Annotated in this window: 16 protein-coding genes and 1 tRNA gene; 9 read left to right on the top strand and 8 right to left on the bottom strand. The window is 69.1% G+C overall.

The window, feature by feature from the left end; translation table 11 throughout:
• Positions 1-37: 37 nt before the first annotated feature.
• Both ABD401_RS00395 and ABD401_RS00390 read right to left on the bottom strand, forming a co-directional pair.
• Positions 38-2383: a TOTE conflict system archaeo-eukaryotic primase domain-containing protein gene (locus ABD401_RS00395; RefSeq protein ID WP_344600403.1), complete on the bottom strand. Its 2346-nt coding sequence runs from the start codon at positions 2381-2383 to the stop codon at positions 38-40.
• A 16-nt stretch (positions 2384-2399) separates the two neighbouring features.
• Positions 2400-3683, bottom strand: a complete 1284-nt coding sequence (locus ABD401_RS00390; protein WP_344600401.1) for an ATP-binding protein — start codon at positions 3681-3683, stop codon at positions 2400-2402.
• Positions 3684-3956: 273 nt separating this feature from the next.
• Between ABD401_RS00390 and ABD401_RS00385 the strand changes: the two genes are divergently transcribed.
• Positions 3957-5375 (top strand): ATP-binding protein, encoded by a 1419-nt coding sequence (locus ABD401_RS00385; protein WP_344600399.1) that lies wholly within the window; start codon positions 3957-3959, stop codon positions 5373-5375.
• Between the two features lie 493 nt (positions 5376-5868).
• Here the strand turns inward: ABD401_RS00385 and ABD401_RS00380 are convergent.
• From ABD401_RS00380 to ABD401_RS00370, 3 genes are all read right to left on the bottom strand, one after another.
• Positions 5869-5942: transfer RNA gene (locus ABD401_RS00380), tRNA-Pro, on the bottom strand.
• A 64-nt stretch (positions 5943-6006) separates the two neighbouring features.
• Complete coding sequence (locus tag ABD401_RS00375) at positions 6007-6951, bottom strand: metallophosphoesterase (RefSeq protein WP_425566028.1); 945 nt, start codon at positions 6949-6951, stop codon at positions 6007-6009.
• Positions 6952-7029: 78 nt separating this feature from the next.
• On the bottom strand, positions 7030-9444 hold the full coding sequence (locus ABD401_RS00370; RefSeq protein WP_344600395.1) for a transglycosylase domain-containing protein: 2415 nt from the start codon (positions 9442-9444) through the stop codon (positions 7030-7032).
• A 388-nt stretch (positions 9445-9832) separates the two neighbouring features.
• Here ABD401_RS00370 and ABD401_RS00365 point away from each other — a divergent pair, with 388 nt between their 5' ends.
• The gene (locus tag ABD401_RS00365; protein WP_019873980.1) at positions 9833-10138 is read left to right on the top strand and encodes a WhiB family transcriptional regulator; all 306 of its coding nucleotides are present in this window, start codon (positions 9833-9835) and stop codon (positions 10136-10138) included.
• A 125-nt stretch (positions 10139-10263) separates the two neighbouring features.
• Here ABD401_RS00365 and bagB read toward each other — a convergent pair whose 3' ends face one another.
• Together bagB and bagA are read right to left on the bottom strand one after the other, a co-directional pair.
• Positions 10264-11424 carry an ATPase BagB gene (gene bagB, locus ABD401_RS00360; protein ID WP_344600392.1) on the bottom strand — a complete coding sequence of 387 codons (1161 nt, stop codon included), beginning with the start codon at positions 11422-11424 and terminating at the stop codon, positions 10264-10266.
• Entirely contained in the window at positions 11421-12452 is a 1032-nt protein-coding gene (gene bagA / locus ABD401_RS00355) for an ATPase BagA (RefSeq protein WP_344600390.1), read from the bottom strand. Before bagA ends, bagB begins: the two co-directional genes overlap by 4 nt.
• A gap of 83 nt (positions 12453-12535) precedes the next feature.
• Between bagA and sp36 the strand changes: the two genes are divergently transcribed.
• From sp36 to ABD401_RS00330, 5 genes are all read left to right on the top strand, one after another.
• The gene (gene sp36 / locus ABD401_RS00350; RefSeq protein WP_344600388.1) at positions 12536-12703 is read left to right on the top strand and encodes a Sp36 family protein; all 168 of its coding nucleotides are present in this window, start codon (positions 12536-12538) and stop codon (positions 12701-12703) included.
• Positions 12700-13161 (top strand): RidA family protein, encoded by a 462-nt coding sequence (locus ABD401_RS00345; RefSeq protein ID WP_344600386.1) that lies wholly within the window; start codon positions 12700-12702, stop codon positions 13159-13161. Before sp36 ends, ABD401_RS00345 begins: the two co-directional genes overlap by 4 nt.
• 198 nt (positions 13162-13359) lie before the next feature.
• Positions 13360-14610 carry a nitric oxide synthase oxygenase gene (locus ABD401_RS00340; RefSeq protein WP_425566027.1) on the top strand — a complete coding sequence of 417 codons (1251 nt, stop codon included), beginning with the start codon at positions 13360-13362 and terminating at the stop codon, positions 14608-14610.
• Between the two features lie 23 nt (positions 14611-14633).
• The gene (locus ABD401_RS00335) at positions 14634-15515 is read left to right on the top strand and encodes an NUDIX hydrolase (RefSeq protein WP_344600382.1); all 882 of its coding nucleotides are present in this window, start codon (positions 14634-14636) and stop codon (positions 15513-15515) included.
• 4 nt (positions 15516-15519) lie between these two features.
• Complete coding sequence (locus ABD401_RS00330) at positions 15520-16374, top strand: MBL fold metallo-hydrolase (protein WP_344600380.1); 855 nt, start codon at positions 15520-15522, stop codon at positions 16372-16374.
• A 90-nt stretch (positions 16375-16464) separates the two neighbouring features.
• Here ABD401_RS00330 and ABD401_RS00325 read toward each other — a convergent pair whose 3' ends face one another.
• A complete protein-coding gene (locus ABD401_RS00325) occupies positions 16465-17139 on the bottom strand; it encodes a cyclic nucleotide-binding domain-containing protein (RefSeq protein ID WP_019873972.1) in 675 nt (224 codons plus the stop codon).
• A 103-nt stretch (positions 17140-17242) separates the two neighbouring features.
• Here ABD401_RS00325 and nth point away from each other — a divergent pair, with 103 nt between their 5' ends.
• Positions 17243-17956 (top strand): endonuclease III, encoded by a 714-nt coding sequence (gene nth / locus ABD401_RS00320; RefSeq protein WP_344600377.1) that lies wholly within the window; start codon positions 17243-17245, stop codon positions 17954-17956.
• On the top strand, positions 17953-18549 hold the full coding sequence (locus ABD401_RS00315) for a TlpA family protein disulfide reductase (RefSeq protein ID WP_344600375.1): 597 nt from the start codon (positions 17953-17955) through the stop codon (positions 18547-18549). The genes nth and ABD401_RS00315 overlap by 4 nt, the downstream gene beginning before the upstream one ends.
• Positions 18550-18562: the final 13 nt, after the last annotated feature.

Here is an 18562-nt window from a genome sequence, read left to right as displayed (position 1 = left end):
GTCGTGGAGGTTGCCGTCTCGGCGGGCCCCGCCGAGGTCACTGACGACGTGGGTCAGGGAAGCCGAGACTGAGGTAGCCGGGGGCGCGCTTCGCCAAAGCGGCGGCGAGAACGGGGACGTTCGCGTCGTGGTAGTCGTGGACTTCGGCGGTGACCTTGCCGGGGTGGGCGCGTAGGACTCGTCCGGCGTACTGCACCAACCTGCCCTTGAAGGAGACCGGCCCGGCGAGGAAGAGCGTGTCGAGGGCGGGGCAGTCGAATCCTTCGCCGACGAAGCTTCCGGTGGCGACGGCGAGAAGGGGCTGTCCGTCTTCCTGGAGCTGCAATCGCTTCATCGCAGCGGCTCGTGCTTTCGCTCCCATCCCGCCTTTGAGAACGACCGCGTCATGGCCGGCGGCCTTGAGTAGTTCGGCCAAGTGGTCGACGTGTCCAGTGCGTTGGGCGAGCACGAGGCAGTTGCGGTCGCGGGCCAACGCTTCGCAGACGTCCAAGATGATCTGGGTGTTTCGTGACTCGTCCTCAGCCAGGGCGCGATGGACGCCAGCGATGGCGCCGGGGACGGAGAAGTCGATCGGCGACTCGCATGCGAAGTCTGTCGGGTGGACCACCAGGACGGGTTCGGGTCTGTTGGCGGCTGAGCTCTCCAGTGTCCCGCTTTCGGCAGGACCGAACTCATGCCGGACGGGACCGAGTTGGAAAGCGATGAGGTCGTTGAGTTGGTCGCGCCGGTATGGCGTCGCGGTGAGGCCGAGCCAGCGCCGGGCCGGGATGGTGCGAACGGCTGCCTCGAAGGCCGCAGCGGGGATGTGGTGGCATTCGTCGACGACGACCAGGCCGTATCCGGCGAGCTTGTCGTCGAGATCGTCGCGTCGCGCGAGGGTCTGAAGTGTCGCGACGTCGACGATGCCGCTGAGCTTCGAACGGCCTCCGCCGAGCTGGCCGGGCTTCACTCCGAGGAGCGACTGGATCTGGCTGCGCCATTGGTCCGCGAGGGTCTTGCGGTCCACGAGCACCAGGGTGGAGACGGCGTGCTCGGCAATGGCTGCGCAGGCCATGACGGTTTTGCCCGAGCCCGGTGGGGCGACGAGCACTCCGAGATCGTGCGGGAGCGCATTCTCAACGGCAACACGTTGCGCCGAGGTCAGTTCGACGGTGAGCGTGACGTCGCTCTGGGTCCCGCCGGAACGCTGGTCGTCGATCTCGACCTTGCTGCCAGGTTCGTCGATGACGCGGGCGACGGTGTCGAGGAGGCCGCGTGGCAGGACCAGCTGGCCGTCGAGGGTCTCGTCGAAGGACTGGATGAAGCGCGGGATGTTCCACGTCGACTGCCGACGGCGCTGCCGGTCGTGGAAGTCTGGGTTCGACATTGACGCGGCGTGCTTGAGGGTCGAGTACTGAGCCGGCGTCAGTTCCTTACTCGGCAGACGAACACCGCCATCCAGGGTGAGGTGCACACGCGTCGACGCCCGCGGCTGGGTTTTCGTTGCTGCTGTCGTGTAGAGCCGCTGAACCTTGACGCCGACCGTCGGTTCGCGAAGTCGACCAGCGATCGCCGTGACCTGTTTCGGTTTCAGGCGGTCGAGAGTCGACAAGTACTCCCACTGATCGTCGTACGGCTCCAGCGTGGCCAGGTCGAGAAACACGGTGGTGCCGTGCTCTCGTCGGCTGACCCCATGCAAGGGCGCGGCGATCAGATTGCCGAAACGTCCGACCGGCACCGTGTCCTGCGACGGGAAGAGGCGGTCGTAGCAACCGAGGTCCATGCGGCCGCGAAGGGCGATCGCTTCCCGGATGAGCCCAGTGCCGAGTTGGCGGGCCGTGGCCGCTGGGACCGGACCTGTGAAGAAGATCCACACATGCGCACCGACCCCCGAGCGCGAGACCTCCAGTGCAGCCGGTGCTCCGAGTGCGCGTGCTGCCTTGAGGTACGCGAGGGCATCCAGCATCGCGGCCGCCCCGTCGAAGTCCGCCGCGAGCCAGCACGTCTCATCGCCCGACAGCATCGGATACAGGCCGATGTGCAGTGAGCCGCGCAGATGGGCGGCCACGACGTCGGGCGTCAAGGGGAGGTAGCGCGGATTATCTTTCTTGCCCTTGCTCCAGCCTCCCTCGACTGCGGGCATCCAGCCAGACTTGCCGAGGCGTTCGTTCTCCCATCGGATGGAGTACACGTCGCGGCGGGCTCCGAACAGCGCGGAGTAGAACGCGACTTTGGCCTCCGGTGATGAACTCGCGGTCACCGGTCCGGGTGTTCGGTCGAACCACGCCGTCTGCGTTCCTGCCGCGGCGTCGGCCTCGAGCTTGGTAAGGCGCAGCAGCTTCTTCAGCCGCTCGTTCTCCTGTCGGAGTTCGGCCAGCTGGCGAAGGAGTGCGTCCTCGCTCATCGTGCTGCAGGCCCGCTCACGTCAGGTCCACCGTTCGCCACAACCGGTCGACCGGCATGACGTGAATGCGATCCTCCGCGGTGTAGGACCGTGTGCCGGTACTGAAGGCGACGCCGGCGACGAAACGACTGCCCAATGCCTCCCGCAGCTTCCGCAGCCCCCTGAGGTCGTTCTCGATGACCCGTTCGCCTGACTTCACCTCGAAGGCGAGTACGTCCCCGTCGTCGAATTCGATGACGAAGTCGACCTCGTCCTTGTCATGGGTGCGCCAGTGGCCGGTACTGACCGGCTCGTCGATCCACGAGACGTGCTTGCGGAGCTCGCCCACCACGAACGTCTCGAGGAGATGTCCGAACTCGGTTAGCACGGTCGGGTCGAGCCGAGCCATCTTGGCCGGAGTGATCCGGAGGAGGCGTGCGGCGAGACCGGAGTCCACGACGTGAATCTTGGGCTTCGACGTCGCGCGAGCCCGAAGTGTCGTCCCCCATGCGGGAAGACGCACGACGAGGAACAGGTCCTCCAACAACCTCAAGTGTTCTTCGGCTGTCTTGCGATCGACGCCGAGGCTGTCGCTGAGCTTGGAGAGATTGAGCACCTGTGCCGTCTGCCCCGCGAGGCGATCGAGAAGGTCGGCTACGAGCTGGCGTTGGCGGATGCGCTGGAGTTCCGTTGCATCTCTGAGGATCGAGTCGCGGACGTAGTTGTCGAACCAACGATTGCGGTCAGTATCCCGACGGACGACTGCGAGCGGGAACCCGCCGGCAGTGATGCGCTCGATGTATTCACCGCGCGTCGTCGACGAGCTCGGGTGAACCGCAAGCGTCCTGACCGGGTCCGCTCGGAGTGACTCGATGAGGTTCTCGTGAGCGCCGTGCAGCTCGCCCTGAGACAGCGGCCAGATGTTGATGCGATGGATCCGGCCGGTCAGCGATTGTGCGGTGGACGGCAGCGCGTCCTGCCGCGTTGACCCGGTGAGGACAGCGGTTCCCGCCAACGTCGGTGGCTGATTGAGACGTGCCTTGATCGCATCGAGGATCTCCGGGGCGTGCTGATACTCGTCGACGCACAGCGGTGTCTGACCGGAAGCGGTGAGCGTGGGATTGGCCTGGACGGCGTCGCGGACAGCGACGTCGTCGAGGTCAATCACTGGAACGTCTCGGCTCGCCGCGAACGTTCGGAGCACCGTCGACTTGCCCACCGAGCGCGGACCGTGGAGCGCGATGACGGGCTCAACCGCCGCAAGCGCGACGAGGAGCGGCGTGACGCGCCTCGGATGCAGGTGCGGAGTCACCGGTTCCATACCCCGAACCTACCAAAAACCGAGGGGGTCCTCCTCCCAAAAACCGAGGGGCTCCAGCTCCTAAAATCCGAGGGGCCACGGAGCCAACGACTTCTTCGTCCCGAACGCGGATACAAGGCATCGGCGGGTACCGGCAGGTGCCGGATCATGGCGCTGAGCAGGGCGTTCGTGTTGACCGGTGCCGGACGATGCCGACTGGTGTCGGACCGCTTGATGTCTTTTTGATGCGTCCAAGCCGCGACAGACTTACTCTAAATACTTTAGAGTAAGTCCATGTCTACAGTGGTGGTCGAGCAGGCGTTGGCCCAGCCAGTCTCGGATCGCGGGCGGGCGCTGCTCCAAGCGCGCGAGGATCAATGGTTCGAGCGCAAGAGCGCGCGGGTGACGGCACGAGACCTCGCCGACGCGATGATCGCGTTCGCGAACGCCGAGGGCGGGATCATCGTCGTCGGCTTGTGGAACGGGACTGTCGAAGGCATCGGGGGTGCGGCGCCCAAGAGCTTGTCCGCCTGGCAACAGGCAGCCTTGGATTTCACGACTCCTGCCGTGCCGTGCCGTTCCCGGCTGGTGGACTGCATCGACGATGCGGGGGTTGCGAATCGACTGGTGGTCTTCGATGTCGAGACCAGCCAACAGGTGCACGCGAATCGCCGGGACGAGGTCTATCTCCGGGTGGGGGACGAGACTCGGAGGCTTACCTTTGCGCAGCGTCAGGAGCTGCTCTACGACAAGGGTCAATCGACCTACGAGAGCACGCTCGTCCGCGATTCGGAGCCGGCCGATCTTGACGATGCACTCCTGGCCTCTTATGCCGCCGCGGTCAATCACCCTGACCCGCTTCGCCTGCTCTCCGCTCGGGGTCTCACCGACCGGGCCGGCCGGCTGACCGCAGCCGCGGTTCTGCTCTTCGCCCAGGAGCCGCAGCGCTGGTTTCCGGAGGCCGGTGTTCGTGTGCTGCGCTACCGCGGCACCGAGCGGGGCACCGGGGCGCGCCAACAGCTTTTGCACGACCGCCGCATCGGTGGTCCGATCCCCCAGCAGTTGGCCGTTGCGCGTGCCGAGATCTTGGAGCATCTCCCGACCCGCCGAGCGCTCGGGCGAAGCGGCAAGTTCGAGAAGGTCGGGCTCGTGCCTGAAGACGCTTGGCTCGAAGCCGTGGTCAATGCCGCTGTGCACCGCAGTTACAGCATCTCGGGGGACCACATCCGCGTCGAGATTTTCGACGACCGCATCGAGGTCGAAAGCCCCGGTCGGTTTCCCGGGATTGCCGACACCTCCGATCCCCTGCACATCACCCGGTTCGCCCGCAATCCGCGCATCGCCCGCGTCTGCGCCGACCTCAGCTTTGGTCAGGAACTGGGCGAGGGTGTCCGGCGGATGTTCGAGGAGATGCGCTTGGCCGGGCTGGCCGACCCGGAGTACGTCCAAACCGCCGGCAGTGTCCGACTCACCCTGTCCTCGACCCCGGTCGATCGCGAACTCGAGTCGAGACTTCCGCCGGGCTCGCGAGGCGTGGTCCGCATGATTCGCGAGGCCGGGCGCATCAGCACCGGCGAGCTCGCCGAAGCGACCGGCCGCTCGCGTCCAGTGGTAATCCGCCAGCTCGCCGCGCTGCGCGACGCCGGAGTCATCCGTTGGGTGGGAAACAGCCCGAAGGATCCCCGCGCCTACTGGACGCTACATTCCGAATAGACCAAGTCTCTAAACGCTCGAAAGATGGTCTGACCTGCAGCTTTCCTCCTGCTCTGATACCTACTCTCAACGCAGCGGGACAAGCTCGCGATCTCTGGCATGTTGCAGCAGCGCCCAACCCGAGCGGGGAAGGCACAGACCCCACCTGCAGGCAGGCCCAACCCTAGGGACCGGGTGACCGGGTGATCCCCGACTATGTGACGGGACGTCAGATTCCGTGCTCTGGGTTGTAAGCACGCTTCGCCCTGTGCGAAGAGGTCACCGACGACCTCGGCCTCGTTGACAAGTGCGTTCGGAGCATGCACGACGCAAACGTGCAGGTCAGCGGCTTGCGCGACCATCAAGATCGCGACCGGCGCGGGCCTCGAGCAGGCGCTGAGCCGCTTCCTTCTGATGCCTTTCTGATGCCTCTTGATGCTTTTCTGGTGCCGCAGGACAAGTTCGAGGCCCCCTCCCGAATCGGGAAAGGGCCTCTGACCTGCGGTTTTGCGAGTCGGGGTGGCGGGATTTGAACCCACGACCTCTTCGTCCCGAACGAAGCGCGCTACCAAGCTGCGCTACACCCCGAATTCGTGCCAGGCGAGTGTATCTGGCCCGGACCGATGCTTCGAACCGGGGAGCGGGGCTGGGGTCAGGCGTCGCGGGCGACGAGGGTGAGGAGGGTGGCCTCGGGGCGGCAGCAGAACCGGATCGGGAAGAACGGGGAGGTCCCGAGGCCGGCGGAGACGTGGAGCCAGGGGGCGGAGGGGTTGCGCCAGGACGGGTAGCGGGACAGGCCACGGGCGCGGGAGCGGTCGAGGTCGCAGTTGGTCACGAGCGCGCCGAGGCCGGGGACCCGGAGCTGGCCGCCGTGGGTGTGGCCGGCGATCAGGAGCTGGTGGCCGTCGGCGGTCATCGCGTCCAGGACGCGCCGGTACGGGGCGTGGACGACGCCCACCGACAGGTCCACGGCCGGGTCGGCGGGACCGGAGACGGCGTTGTAGCGGTCCCGGTTCACGTGCGGGTCGTCGACGCCGACGACGTCGAGCACGCGCCCGTCGAGCTTGAGCCGGGTCCGGGCGTTGCCGAGGTACTCCCACCCCGCGGCCGAGAGGGCGTCGCGGAGCTCGCCGTGGGGGAGGTCGATCGGGCGGGGCATCGGCTTCGACCGCCGCTCCCACAGGTACTTCGCCGGGTTCTTGAGCTTCGGCGAGTAGTAGTCGTTCGAGCCGAACACGAACAACCCGGGCCGCTCCAGCAGCGGGCCGAGGGCGTCGAGGACGTGCGGCACCGACTCCGGGTGGGCGAGGTTGTCGCCGGTGTCGACGACCAGATCGGGCTCCAGCGCGGCCAGCGAACGCACCCAGGCCTTCTTGCGGGCCTGGTCCGGGGTCATGTGAAGGTCGGAGACCTGCAGGACGCGCAGGGGGCGCTGACCGGGCGGGAGCACGGGCACCGTGACCCGCCGCAGCGTGAAGGCCCGCACCTCGTAGCCGGCGCCGTAGGCCAGGCACGCGGTGCCCAGCGCAGCCGTTCCGGCGATCGCGGTGGCGATCGGACGGCGCGAGGCGGCGGCGAGTACGCCGGAGGGGAGCACGTCTTCCATGGTGCGGCACGCAACGACGAAGGCGCCACCCGGGCCGGGTGACGCCTTCGTCTGCTGCTGGTCAGGTGCTCAGTTCTGCTCGCGAACCGGGTTCGCCGGCTGGTTCTGCGCCGGCTGGTTCTGCGGCTGGTTCTGGTTGTTCTGGTTCTGCTTGTTGTTGTTCTTGTTGTTGTTCCGGTTCGTGTTGTTGTTCGGCTTGGCCGCGGGGATCGGGTCGCCGGCCTTCGGGGTGTTCAGGTCGCCCGACTTGTAGGTCATGCGACCCGGACCGACCTCGCCGGGGCCCTTCGTGCCGCGCAGCCACTTGTTGGACGGCGGGTGGAAGTTCAGCTTCGGCAGACCCTTGTGCGCCGGGATCATCATGTCCCGCCAGATCGGCCCCGGAACGCGGCTGCCGGAGACGGCCGCGCGGTAGAAGCCACCGATGTTGATGTCGTCCATGATGAAGCCGTAGTCGTCGGGGTTACCGACCCACACGGCCGTCGACATCTGCATCGTCATTCCGGCGTACCAGACCGCGATCTGGTTGTTGGTCGTCCCGGTCTTGCCACCCGCGGCGCGGTCCGAGTTCGGGTCGCCCTGGATGCACTCCACCGGGTTCTTCAACAGGCACGGGTTGTTGTCCGACAGGCGCATCCGGAAGCCGTAGCCGCCCTTCTCCATGACGGAGCGGAGCATGTCCACGACGACGTCCGCGACCTCGGGCTTGATCGTCTGCTGGCAGTTGGCCGACGGCACCGGCAGTGCCTTGCCGTCACGGCCGGCGATGGACTCGATGGCGATCGGGTCGCAGCGCTTGCCGCGGGCCGCGAACGTCGCGTACGAGTTCGCGAGCGTCAGCGGCGAGATCTCGTTGATGCCCAGGGTGTAGGGCAGGAACTCGAACTGCGGCTGGCCGTCGGCGCGGTGGATGCCCGCCGCCTCCGCCATCTTCACGACGTCGCAGAGGCCGACCTTGACCTCGAGCGACGCGTAGTAGGTGTTGACCGAGCGACGCAGCGCCTCGCGCTGAGTGATCTTGCCGAAGACACCGTCGGTGTCCTCGTCGGTGAAGTTCTTCGGCGCCCACCCGTCGGCCGGGACGCGCTTGCCGTCGCACCGCATCTGGTGCGGGAAGCCGCCCTTGCGGAACGGGGAGTCGATCTTGTACTCGGTGCCGTAGCCCTCGGCGATCGCGGCCGCGGACGTGAACACCTTGTGCGTCGAGCCGTTCTGGAACCCGCGCGAGCCGCCGTACTTGTAGTCGGTCGCGTAGTTGATGACGGTCTTGCCCTTACCGGTGCCGTACTCGCGGCTGATCGCCATCGCGAGGATCTTGCCGGTGCCCGGCTCGACGGTCGCCAGCGCCGAGGCCACCTTGTCCGTCGGGTTCGTGTGGAACTTCATCGACGTGTCGGCGGCCTTCTGCGCCTGCATGTTCAGCGTCGTACGGATCGTCAGACCACCACGGGACAGGACGTCCGACCGGTCACGCTCGGTCTCACCGAAGATCGGGTCGTTGAGGATGACCTTGGTGATGTAGTCGCAGAAGAACGGCACGGGCGAACGGGTGCAGCCGTTGAAGGTCGGCGACACACGCAGTCCGAGGTCCTCGGCCTTCGCCTTCACCATCTGGTCGGTCGTGATGAATCCGACGTCGCGCATACGGGTCAGGACGACGTCCCGACGGGTCTTCGCGGCCTCGGGGTACTGGGTCGCGTCGTAGCGACCCGGGCTCTGCACCGCGCCGGCCAGCATGGCGGCCTCGGTGAGCGTCAGGTTGTTCGAGCTCTTGGAGAAGTAGCGACGCGCGGCCGCCTCGATGCCGTAGGCGCCGGATCCGTAGTAGGAGATGTTGAGGTAGTTCTCCAGGATCTGGTCCTTGGTCATGCGCTTCTCGATCTCCAGGGCGTACTTCAGCTCCTGGACCTTGCGCTTGATCGTGGGGGCGCGCGCCGCGGCGATCTTGTCCGGGTCGCCGTCGGAGAGCTGGATCAGCAGGTTCTTGACGTACTGCTGCGTCAGCGTCGAACCACCCTGACGGCCACCGCCGTCGGAGTTGTTGACGAGCGCGCGCAGCGTGCCCTTGGGGTCGACGCCGCCGTGCTCGTAGAAGCGCGAGTCCTCGATCGCGAGGATCGCCTTGACCATGATCGGCGCGACCTTGGCCAGCGGGACGGCGACGCGGTTCTCGTCGTAGAACGTGGCGATGCGCGTGCCGTCCGCGGCCAGGACGACCGACGCCTGCGCCGGCGGCCGCGTCTCGATGTCGGACGGCAGCTCCTGGAAGTCCTCGGCGAGTTTCTTCGCCGCGACGGCGCCGGTCCCGACCAGCGGCAGCAGCATGCCGGCGACCATCGCGCCGGCGAGCACACATGCCCCGAGGAAGCCGGCGATGTACGCCGACTTCGCTTCTTCCTTCGGCGCACCCCACGTACCGAGAGCCGGTGTGATGACTACCGGCGTGTCGGCCTTGTTCTTACGCCGCCCCCACGGAAACTTCATGCGCGTAAGCGTACGGCGAAGAAGATCCGGATCCAGCTACTTCATGTAACCGTTAGCTGTGACTACTCGGGCGGACTACGCGAATCCGTAACGGCTCCCCCATGCGCCCGTCTACGGCGCTTGAGAAAGCAATGACATTCGCGCCGGGCGAATCGGACATACCGCCCAAGTCGGACCTTTCTGCTGCGTAAATCCGCGGGAACCAGGGCTGGGTGACCCGCGTCCAAGGCTGCACGAACGACTCGTGCCCAGTGGCCCTTCCGGACTATGCGACGTTGGTCCGAACGGGGTCTGTTGGACACGGACCGTAATCTGAGACGGTCACGTTCGGCGCAACGCGACTGGGGCCCGTCCGGTCGTGATCGCCAGGGGGAAGGACGTGCGGAACATGTGGGACAACGAGTGGGCCCAGCGGGCCCGGTGCAAGCAGTCCGCTCCGGACGAGCTGTTCGTGCAGGGTGCGGCGCAGAATCGCGCCAAGGCCGTGTGCATGGGCTGCCCGGTGCGGACCGAGTGCCTGGCCGACGCTCTCGACAACCGTGTCGAGTTCGGCGTCTGGGGGGGAATGACGGAGCGTGAGCGCCGGGCGCTGCTGCGCCGCCGGCCGAACGTGACCTCGTGGCGTGGTCTGCTCGAGGCCGCCCGCGACGAGGCGCTCTCCGGTCACCCGGTCAAGCTGCCCGAGGCGATCTGACGGCAAGGCCCGCGACTGTTCAGTCGCAGAGATTTATCCGAAAGCGCACAACTGCCGGCAATTCCCGCCGAGAAGAACTGGCAGAAGTGCGCTTTCGGCGTTTAACCGACCGATAACGGCGACGGTTACCCGGCGACGGACAAATCGGTGCCGATCGAGCGCAGGGCGTCGAGGTCGTGCACGTCGCCGGGCAGGGCCTGGACGGTGCCGACCGCGACGCCCGGGTGGGCGCCGGTGAACCGCGCCGTCAACCGGTGCTCCCGGGCGATCACATTCATCCGATCGGCGTGCAGGCGCAGCAGGCCGGCGGCGATCCGGCTCGGGTCGTCGTCGCCCTCGGCGCCGGCACTCTCGGTCCCGTTCAGGTCCTCCGCCGCCGCGATGCACCGGGACGCGGTCAGGGACTCGGCCGCCGAGCGGTGCACCCGGTTCAGGACGAGGCCGGCGAGCGGCATGCGTTCCTCGGACAGCCGCTCCACGAAGTAGGACGCCTCGCGCAGGGCGTCCGGCTCCGGGGCGGCGACGACAATGAAGCGCGTCTCCGGGTTCTTCAGCAGCTTGTAGGTGGCGTCGGCGCGCTCGCGGAACCCGCCGAACATCGTGTCGAGCGCGGTGATGAACGCCGAGACGTCCTTGAGGAGCTGGGCGCCGAGGACCTTCGTGATCACGTTCGTGACGATGTTGAACCCGGCCGTCACCATCTTGAACATCCCGCGGCCGCCGGCCTTGGCGGGCGCGGCGAGGATCCGGATGACCCGGCCGTCGAGGAAGCTGCCCAGCCGCTTCGGGGCGTCGAGGAAGTCCAGCGCCGACCGGCTCGGCGGGGTGTCGACGACGATCAGGTCCCACGCCGTGTTCCGGCGCAGCTGACCGAGCTTCTCCATCGCCATGTACTCCTGCGTCCCGGCCATCGAGGAGGAGAGCGACTGGTAGAAGGGGTTGTCGAGGATCTGCTGGGCGCGTTCGCTGTCCGAGTGGTCGAGGACGATCTCGTCGAACGTCCGCTTCATGTCGAGCATCATCGCTTCGAGCGACCCGCCCGCCGAGGTGTCGATCCCCTCCACCACGCGCGGGGTGTTGTCGAGCTCGGTCAGGCCCATCGACTGCGCGAGGCGCCGGGCCGGGTCGATCGTCAGGACGACGACGTCCCGGCCGCGCTCGGCCGCGCGCACCGCGAGGGACGCGGCGGTCGTGGTCTTGCCGACGCCGCCGGACCCGCAGCAGACCAGGATGCGGACCTCGCGGTCGTCGAGCAGGGCGTCGATGTCAAGCGTCGGCGCGGTCATGCGGTCCCCCCGGAGGCGGGCGCGTCCGCCCGCCGAACGCCCTGCTCCCGCAGCAGCGTCGCCAGGTCGTACAGCGCGGACAGGTCGATGCCTTCGACGAGGGAGGGCAGTTCGAGCACCGGCTGCCCGGTCGCGACGAGGTCGGCGCGCTCGGTGGTCTCCAGCGCGACGCGCTCGGCGTGCTCGGCGGCCTCGGACAGCAACGCGTCCAGCAGGGCGTCCTCGGCGGAGACGCCGACCTTGCGCAGCGCCGCCCCGATCGACGCGCGGTCGAGCGTGCCGGCGCGGGCGGCCTCCAGCGCGGCCGGCGGCAGGGCGGGGGAGCGGACCATGTTGACCAGCACCGACCCGACCGGCAGGCCGATCCCGGAGATCTCGGTGATGCCGTCGAGGGTCTCCTGAACCGGCATCTCCTCCAGCACCGTCACGAAGTGGACGGCGGTCCGCGGGGAGCGCAGCAGCCGCATGATCGACTCGGCCTGGTTGTGCACCGGGCCACCCTTGGCCAGCCCGGCGACCTCGGTGTTGATGTTGAGGAACTTGCCGATGCGGCCCGTCGGCGGCGCGTCCATGACGACGGCGTCGTACTCCTGGCGCCCCCCGCGCCGCGGGCCGACCGCCTCGTAGGCCTTGCCGGTGAGCAGGACGTCCCGCAGGCCCGGCGCGATCGTCGTCACGAAGTCGACGAAGCCCAGGCGGCGCAGACCCCGGCCGGCGCGGCCGAGCTTGTAGAACATCTCGAGGTACTCGAGCAGCGCCTCTTCGGGGTCGATCGGCAGCGCGTAGACCTCACCGCCGTTCGGTGCGACCGCGATCCGGGTCTCCGCGTACGGCAGGGGCGGGGTGTCGAAGAGCTGGGCGATCCCGCCGCGGCCCTCGACCTCGACCAGCAGGGTCCGGCCGCCCTCGGCGGCCAGGGCCATCGCGAGCGCGGCGGCGACCGTGGTCTTCCCCGTGCCGCCCTTGCCGGTCACGACGTGGAGTTCCACCCCCGCCCACGGCGAGGGTGCAGCGGACGGCTGGGGCACCCCAAAAGCGTAGACAACGCCCGGGACCTGCGCCGCCCCCAGGCGGGTCGGCCCCATCACACCCCGGGCCTAGGCTTGCCGCCATGCAGACCTGGGAGTACATGACCGCGCCGCTGCTCATCCACGCGACGAAGCAGATTCTCGACAACTTCGGGGCCGAGGGCTGGGAACTGGTCCAGGTCGTCCCGGGCCCGAACGCCGAGCAGCTCGTCGCCTACTTCAAGCGGCCCCTGTCGGCGGGGAAGTCGTGAGCGCGCGGCTGGAGAAGCTGCGCGAGCTCGGGCTCGCGCTGCCGGAGGTCGCCAAGCCGCTCGCCGCGTACGTCCCGGCCGTGCGGACCGGCAACCTCGTCTACGTCTCCGGCCAGCTCCCGATCGCCGACGGCAAGCTGCTGATGACCGGGAAGGTCGGCGCGGAGGTCTCGGTCGAGCAGGCGCACGGACTCGCCCAGCGGGCCGCGCTGAACGCGATCGCGGCCGCGGCCGCCGAGGCCGACGGGATCGACCGGATCACCCGCATCGTCAAGGTCACCGGCTTCGTCGCCTGCGGCCCGGAGTTCTCCGCGCACCCGCAGGTGGTCAACGGTGCCAGTGAGCTGTTCGGCCAGGTCTTCGGCGACGCGGGCGCCCACGCACGCGCGGCCGTCGGGGTGCCCTCGCTGCCCCTGGATGCCCCGGTCGAGATCGAGATCGTCGCCGAAGTCGGGTGATGTCCGGCTTGGGCCGGTAGCTCTCCGCCGAACGGTGGATGCGTCGGGCGACCCTTCCGAGGGGCGGAACCACCCCCCGACGGGTGGCGTCATACCTGGGCACTGAAGACACCCAGGGCGTCGGCAACGGCGTCGCTGCATGCCCGATTGGCCAGGTTTCGCCCTATGTCGCTGACTGCGGATCAGGACCGTCGCGGGATGCCGCGGATCTCCCGGCTGTTCCGCAACCCGGTGATCCCGGAGCAGGAGACGCCGACGGGCGCGCGCGGGGTCGAGGACGACTTCCCGGGCGTCGACATCCATGAGGCGCACGACTTCTTCCGCCAGTACTACGCGGAGAACCCGGACGCCCCGGGCTCGCTGCACCGGCGGATGGTCGAGGTCGCCGACGAGCTGAACCGCTACGGCACCTACGCCCACACCGAGGACGAGCTCGCCTTCGGTGCGCGGGTGGCCTGGCGCAACAGCAGTCGCTGCATCGGCCGCCTCTACTGGAAGAGCCTCGTCGTCCGGGACCGGCGCGACGTCACCGACCCGTACGAGGTCTTCTCCGAGTGCATCGAGCACCTGCAGCTCGCGACCAACGGCGGCAAGATCCGCCCGACGATCACGATCTTCGCCCCACCCGCCCCGGGCCGGCGCGGCGTCCGCATCCGCAACGACCAGATGATCCGGTACGCCGGTTACCGCGCCGTCGACGGTTCGGTCATCGGTGACCCGGCCCAGGTCGAGTTCACGCGCGCCGTCGAGCGCTTCGGCTGGCTCGGTGAGGGCAGCGCGTTCGACATCCTGCCGCTGGTGATCGACGGCCCGACCGGCCCGCCGCACGTCTTCGAGATCCCGCGCGACGCGATCCTCGAGGTGCCGATCGAGCACCCGCAGCACGCGTGGTTCGCCGAGCTCGGGCTGCGCTGGCACGCCGTCCCGGCGATCTCGAACATGGACCTGCGGATCGGTGGCATCACCTACACCGCCGCGCCGTTCAACGGCTGGTACCTCGGGACCGAGATCGGGTCACGGAACTTCGGCGACACCGACCGGTACGACCTGCTGCCGGGCATCGCCCGCCGCCTCGGCCTCGACACCTCGACCGAGCGGACGCTGTGGAAGGACCGCGCGCTGCTCGAGCTCAACGTCGCGGTGCTGCACAGCTTCACGATGGCCGACGTGACGATCACCGACCACCACACCGAGTCCGAGCGCTTCCTCATGCACCTCGAGCGTGAGGAGAAGGCCGGTCGCTCGGTGCCCGGTGACTGGTCCTGGCTCGTGCCGCCGATGTCGGGCTCCGCGACCGGGGTCTTCCACCGGTACTACGACACGACCGAGCGGACACCGGCCTTCGTGCCGCGGGGTGCGGGGTGCCCCGTCGCCCGGCAGACCGAGGCCCGGCGCCTCGCCGCCGAGCAGGGCGTCTGCCCGATCACCGGCCACGGCCCGGCGGCCTGATCGGCCCCGCGTAACATCTCGGGATGACCGTCGTCCCGCCTGAGTTCCGCGCTCTCCTCGGGACCCGCAAGTTGCCGCTCAAGCGGGTCGCCCAGGTCGAGGACCTGTGGGAGGGCCGCACCGAGATGGCCCCGGCCCGCGACGCCGCGACCGTTCTCCTGCTGCGGGACACGGCCGCCGGCGTGGAGGTCTACGTCCTGCGTCGGCAGGCGACGATGGCGTTCGCGTCGGGCCAGTACGTGTTCCCCGGCGGCTCGGTGGACGAACGGGACGAGTCCATCGACGTCGAGTGGATCGGCCCCGACCCGAGCCACTGGGGCAAGCTGTTCGCCGCCCCGGAGCCGCTCGCGCGGGCCCTGGTCTGTGCCGCGATCCGGGAGACGTTCGAGGAGTCCGGTGTCCTGCTCGCCGGGCCCGACGCCGAAACCGTCGTCGCCGACACCTCGGGCCCGGACTGGGAGGCCGACCGCGTCGCGCTGATCAACCGCGAGCTGTCGTTCTCGGACTTCCTGTCCCGACGCGGTCTCGTCGTCCGCGCGGACCTCGTCGTGCCGTGGGCGCACTGGGTGACGCCGGTGTTCGAGCCGCGCCGGTTCGACACGCGCTTCTTCGTCGCCGCGCTGCCGGCCGGGCAGGTGACACGCGAGTTCAACGAGGAGGCCGACCAGGTCGAGTGGGTCCGCCCCGACGCCGCGATCGAGCGGTGGAAGGAGGGCGACATGTCGATCATGCCGCCGACGCTGATCAGCCTCGCCGAGATCGGCCGCTACGCCACCGTCGCCGACGCGATGGCCGCGGCGGCCGACCGCGAGATCGCGCCGTTGGTGCCCCACGCCGTGATCCGGGACGACGAGCTGTTCATGGTCCTGCCCGGTGACGCCGACTACGTCTCTCCCCTGGACTGAGCTCGTGACCGACCCGTTCGCCACCCCCTGGACCGGCGGTGTCCTCTCGCCCCGCGCCCGCTGCGTGCTCGCCCCGAACCCGGGCCCGATGACGCTGGAGGGCACCAACACCTGGGTGCTCGCCGAGCCCGGCTCCCGCGCCAGCGTCGTCGTCGACCCCGGTCCGGCCGACGAGGCGCACCTCGCCGCGGTGCTCGCAGCCGCGACCGAGGGCGGCCGGTCGGTCGCCGCCGTCCTCGCGACGCACCGTCATCACGACCACGTCGAGGGGGCGGTGATGTTCGCCCGGATGGCCGAAGCGCCGGTCCGCGCCGCCGACCCCGACGTCCGGTTCGGGGACGGCGTCACCTCCCTCGCGGAGGGCGACGTGATTCAGGTCGACGGCCTCGAGATCCGGGTGCTCCACACGCCCGGCCACACCTCGGACTCCATGACGTTCCTGCTCCCGGCGGACCGCGCCATCCTCACCGGCGACATGGTCCTCGGCCGAGGCCCGACGGTCGTCATCCCGCCCGACGGCGTCCTCCGGGACTACTTCGCCTCGCTGGAGCGTTTCGCCGCCCTCGCGGGGGATGCCGTCGACACCGTCTACCCCGGCCACGGCCCGGTCCTCCCCGACGCCGTCGCCGCGATCGACTACTACCTGACGCACCGTCGGCAACGGCTCGAACAGGTCCGCGCCGCCGTCGACGCCGGGGACGTGACCCCGCGTCAGGTGGTCGAGCGCGTGTACGCGGACGTCGACCGGAGCCTCTGGCCCGCCGCCGAGTGGTCGGTCAAGGCGCAGCTGATCTTCCTCGGCGTCCCCGTCGAGGACCCCGACGCCGTCCCCCCGAACCCCTACGCGGACGGCCGCTGACCCCGGCCGGTGGAAAAGAAAGGGTGACACCCCTTACTCCGCAGTAAGGGGTGTCACCCTTTTTTGACAGGGGCGCCGCGGGTCCGCGGGTCAGCGGGCGCGGCGGCTCAGGCGCTCGAGGTCGAGCAGGACGACCGCGCGGGCCTCGAGGCGGATCCAGCCGCGGCCGGCGAAGTCGGCCAGGGCCTTGTTCACGGTCTCGCGGGAGGCGCCGACGAGCTGGGCCAGCTCCTCCTGGGTGAGGTCGTGGCCGACGTGGACGCCGTCGTCGGACTGGACGCCGAAGCGGCTCGACAGGTCGAGCAGCGCCTTGGCGACGCGGCCGGGGACGTCGGAGAAGACCAGGTCGCCGATGACCTCGTTCGTGCGGCGCAGCCGCGACGAGATCTGCTTGAGCAGCGACAGCGCCACCTCGGGACGGCCGGAGACCCACGTCGTGAGCTCGGTGTGCCCCAGCGCGAAGATCTGGGTGTCGGTGACCGCGGTGGCGGTGGCCGTCCGGGGGCCCGGGTCGAACAGCGAGAGCTCGCCGAACATCTCACCCGGGCCGAGGATCGCCAGCAGGTTCTCGCGGCCGTCACTCGACGTGCGGCCCAGCTTCACCTTGCCGTCGGCGACCACGTAGAGCTTGTCGCCGGCGTCCCCTTCGCGGAACAGCACCTGGCCGCGACCGAGGTTGATCTCCGCCATCGAACGACGCAGTGCCCCGGCGGCCTCGTCGTCGAGGGCCGAGAACAGCGGCGCCTTACGAATCATGTCGTCCACGGCACGCCTCCTCTTCCTCCCGCAGCGTAGTGGCAAACGGGGTTGTTCTCGCAGGTGGGCGGCTCGGTGATCCGGTGTCAGTATCCGGAACTACCCTGACGAGGTGCCACGAAAGTTCGCCGGCGAGTCGCCGCTCGCCCTCACCCGCCGTGCCCGGCGGATCTCGCGTGTGCTCACCGAGACCTACCCGGACGCGCACTGCGAGCTCGACTTCACCACTCCGCTCGAACTCCTCGTGGCCACGATCCTGTCCGCTCAAACCACCGACGTCCGGGTCAACCTGGTGACGCCGGTGCTGTTCGCCAAGTACCGGACCGCTGCGGACTACGCCGCCGCCGACCGCGCCGAGATGGAGTCGATCGTCGCCTCGACCGGGTTCTTCCGGGCGAAGACGAACTCGGTGATGGGCATGGCACAGGCCCTGTGCGACCGCTTCGGTGGCGAGGTGCCGAACCGGCTCGAGGACCTCGTGACCCTGCCCGGCGTCGGCCGCAAGACCGCCAACGTCGTGCTCGGCAACGCGTTCGGGGTCCCCGGCATCACCGTCGACACCCACTTCGGCCGGCTCTCGCGCCGCTTCGGGTTCACGACCGAGGACGACCCGGTCAAGGTCGAGCACGAGGTCGGCGCGCTGATCCCGAAGAAGGACTGGACGGACTTCTCCCAGCGGATGATCTGGCACGGCCGTCGGATCTGCCACGCCAAGAAACCGGCCTGCGGGGCCTGCCCGGCGGCGGCCCTGTGCCCGGCCTTCGGCGAGGGCGAGACCGATCCGGAGAAGGCGGCCAAGCTCGTCCGGACCTCGGGCCCCCGATGAGGCGCGCGCTCGCGGCGGCCCTGACGGCGCCGCTGCTGCTCGCCGCGTGCGGCGACGAGGACGCCGGAACGGGTGCGAGCGGCCCCCGGGGGGCCGACGCCCCCGTCCTGACCTGCGAGGGCCTCGACAAGGCCGTCCCGGGGGCCCCGGCGGCCGCCGCGTCGCCGTCGGGGAGCCCGACCGCGCTGCCGAATCTGACCCTCGACTGCCTCGGCGGCGGCGAGCCGGTCAAGCTGCGGTCCCTGCGCGGGCCGATGGTGATCAACGTGTGGGCGAGCTGGTGCAAGCCGTGCCTGGCCGAGCTGCCGTACCTCACCGAGGCCCACGCCGAGCTGACGGAACGGGTCCGGTTCCTCGGGGTCGCGGTGCAGGACGCGGACACCCCGTCCCGCGAGTGGCTCTCGTACCACGGAGTGCCGTGGCCGTCACTGGCCGACCGTAAAGGTTCGGTTCGCGGCCCGCTGCGGATTCCCGGCCCGCCGGTCACCCTCTTCGTCAACTCCGAGGGGAGAATTGCCGCGGTCCACTATGGTGCGTTCACGAGCGCACGCGCCGTCCGGGACGCGGTCGCGGAGCACCTCCAGGTCTCCTGAGGGAGCGGGGTCC

The organism is Sporichthya brevicatena, from assembly GCF_039525035.1.
Taxonomy (GTDB): Bacteria; Actinomycetota; Actinomycetes; order Sporichthyales; family Sporichthyaceae; genus Sporichthya; species Sporichthya brevicatena.
The sequence above is the reverse complement of the archived record's forward strand: the minus strand, read 5'-3'. Positions and strand labels throughout refer to the sequence as shown.

Coding starts and splice junctions, on each gene's coding strand:
- ABD401_RS00335 (WP_344600382.1), top strand. CDS start 14,634: ATGACCGTCGTCCCGCCTGAGTTCCGCGCTCTCCTCGGGACCCGCAAG.
- ABD401_RS00370 (WP_344600395.1), bottom strand. CDS start 9,444: ATGAAGTTTCCGTGGGGGCGGCGTAAGAACAAGGCCGACACGCCGGTA.
- ABD401_RS00385 (WP_344600399.1), top strand. CDS start 3,957: ATGTCTACAGTGGTGGTCGAGCAGGCGTTGGCCCAGCCAGTCTCGGAT.
- ABD401_RS00365 (WP_019873980.1), top strand. CDS start 9,833: ATGTGGGACAACGAGTGGGCCCAGCGGGCCCGGTGCAAGCAGTCCGCT.
- sp36 (WP_344600388.1), top strand. CDS start 12,536: ATGCAGACCTGGGAGTACATGACCGCGCCGCTGCTCATCCACGCGACG.
- bagB (WP_344600392.1), bottom strand. CDS start 11,424: ATGACCGCGCCGACGCTTGACATCGACGCCCTGCTCGACGACCGCGAG.
- ABD401_RS00340 (WP_425566027.1), top strand. CDS start 13,360: ATGCCGCGGATCTCCCGGCTGTTCCGCAACCCGGTGATCCCGGAGCAG.
- ABD401_RS00390 (WP_344600401.1), bottom strand. CDS start 3,683: ATGGAACCGGTGACTCCGCACCTGCATCCGAGGCGCGTCACGCCGCTC.
- ABD401_RS00315 (WP_344600375.1), top strand. CDS start 17,953: ATGAGGCGCGCGCTCGCGGCGGCCCTGACGGCGCCGCTGCTGCTCGCC.
- ABD401_RS00395 (WP_344600403.1), bottom strand. CDS start 2,383: ATGAGCGAGGACGCACTCCTTCGCCAGCTGGCCGAACTCCGACAGGAG.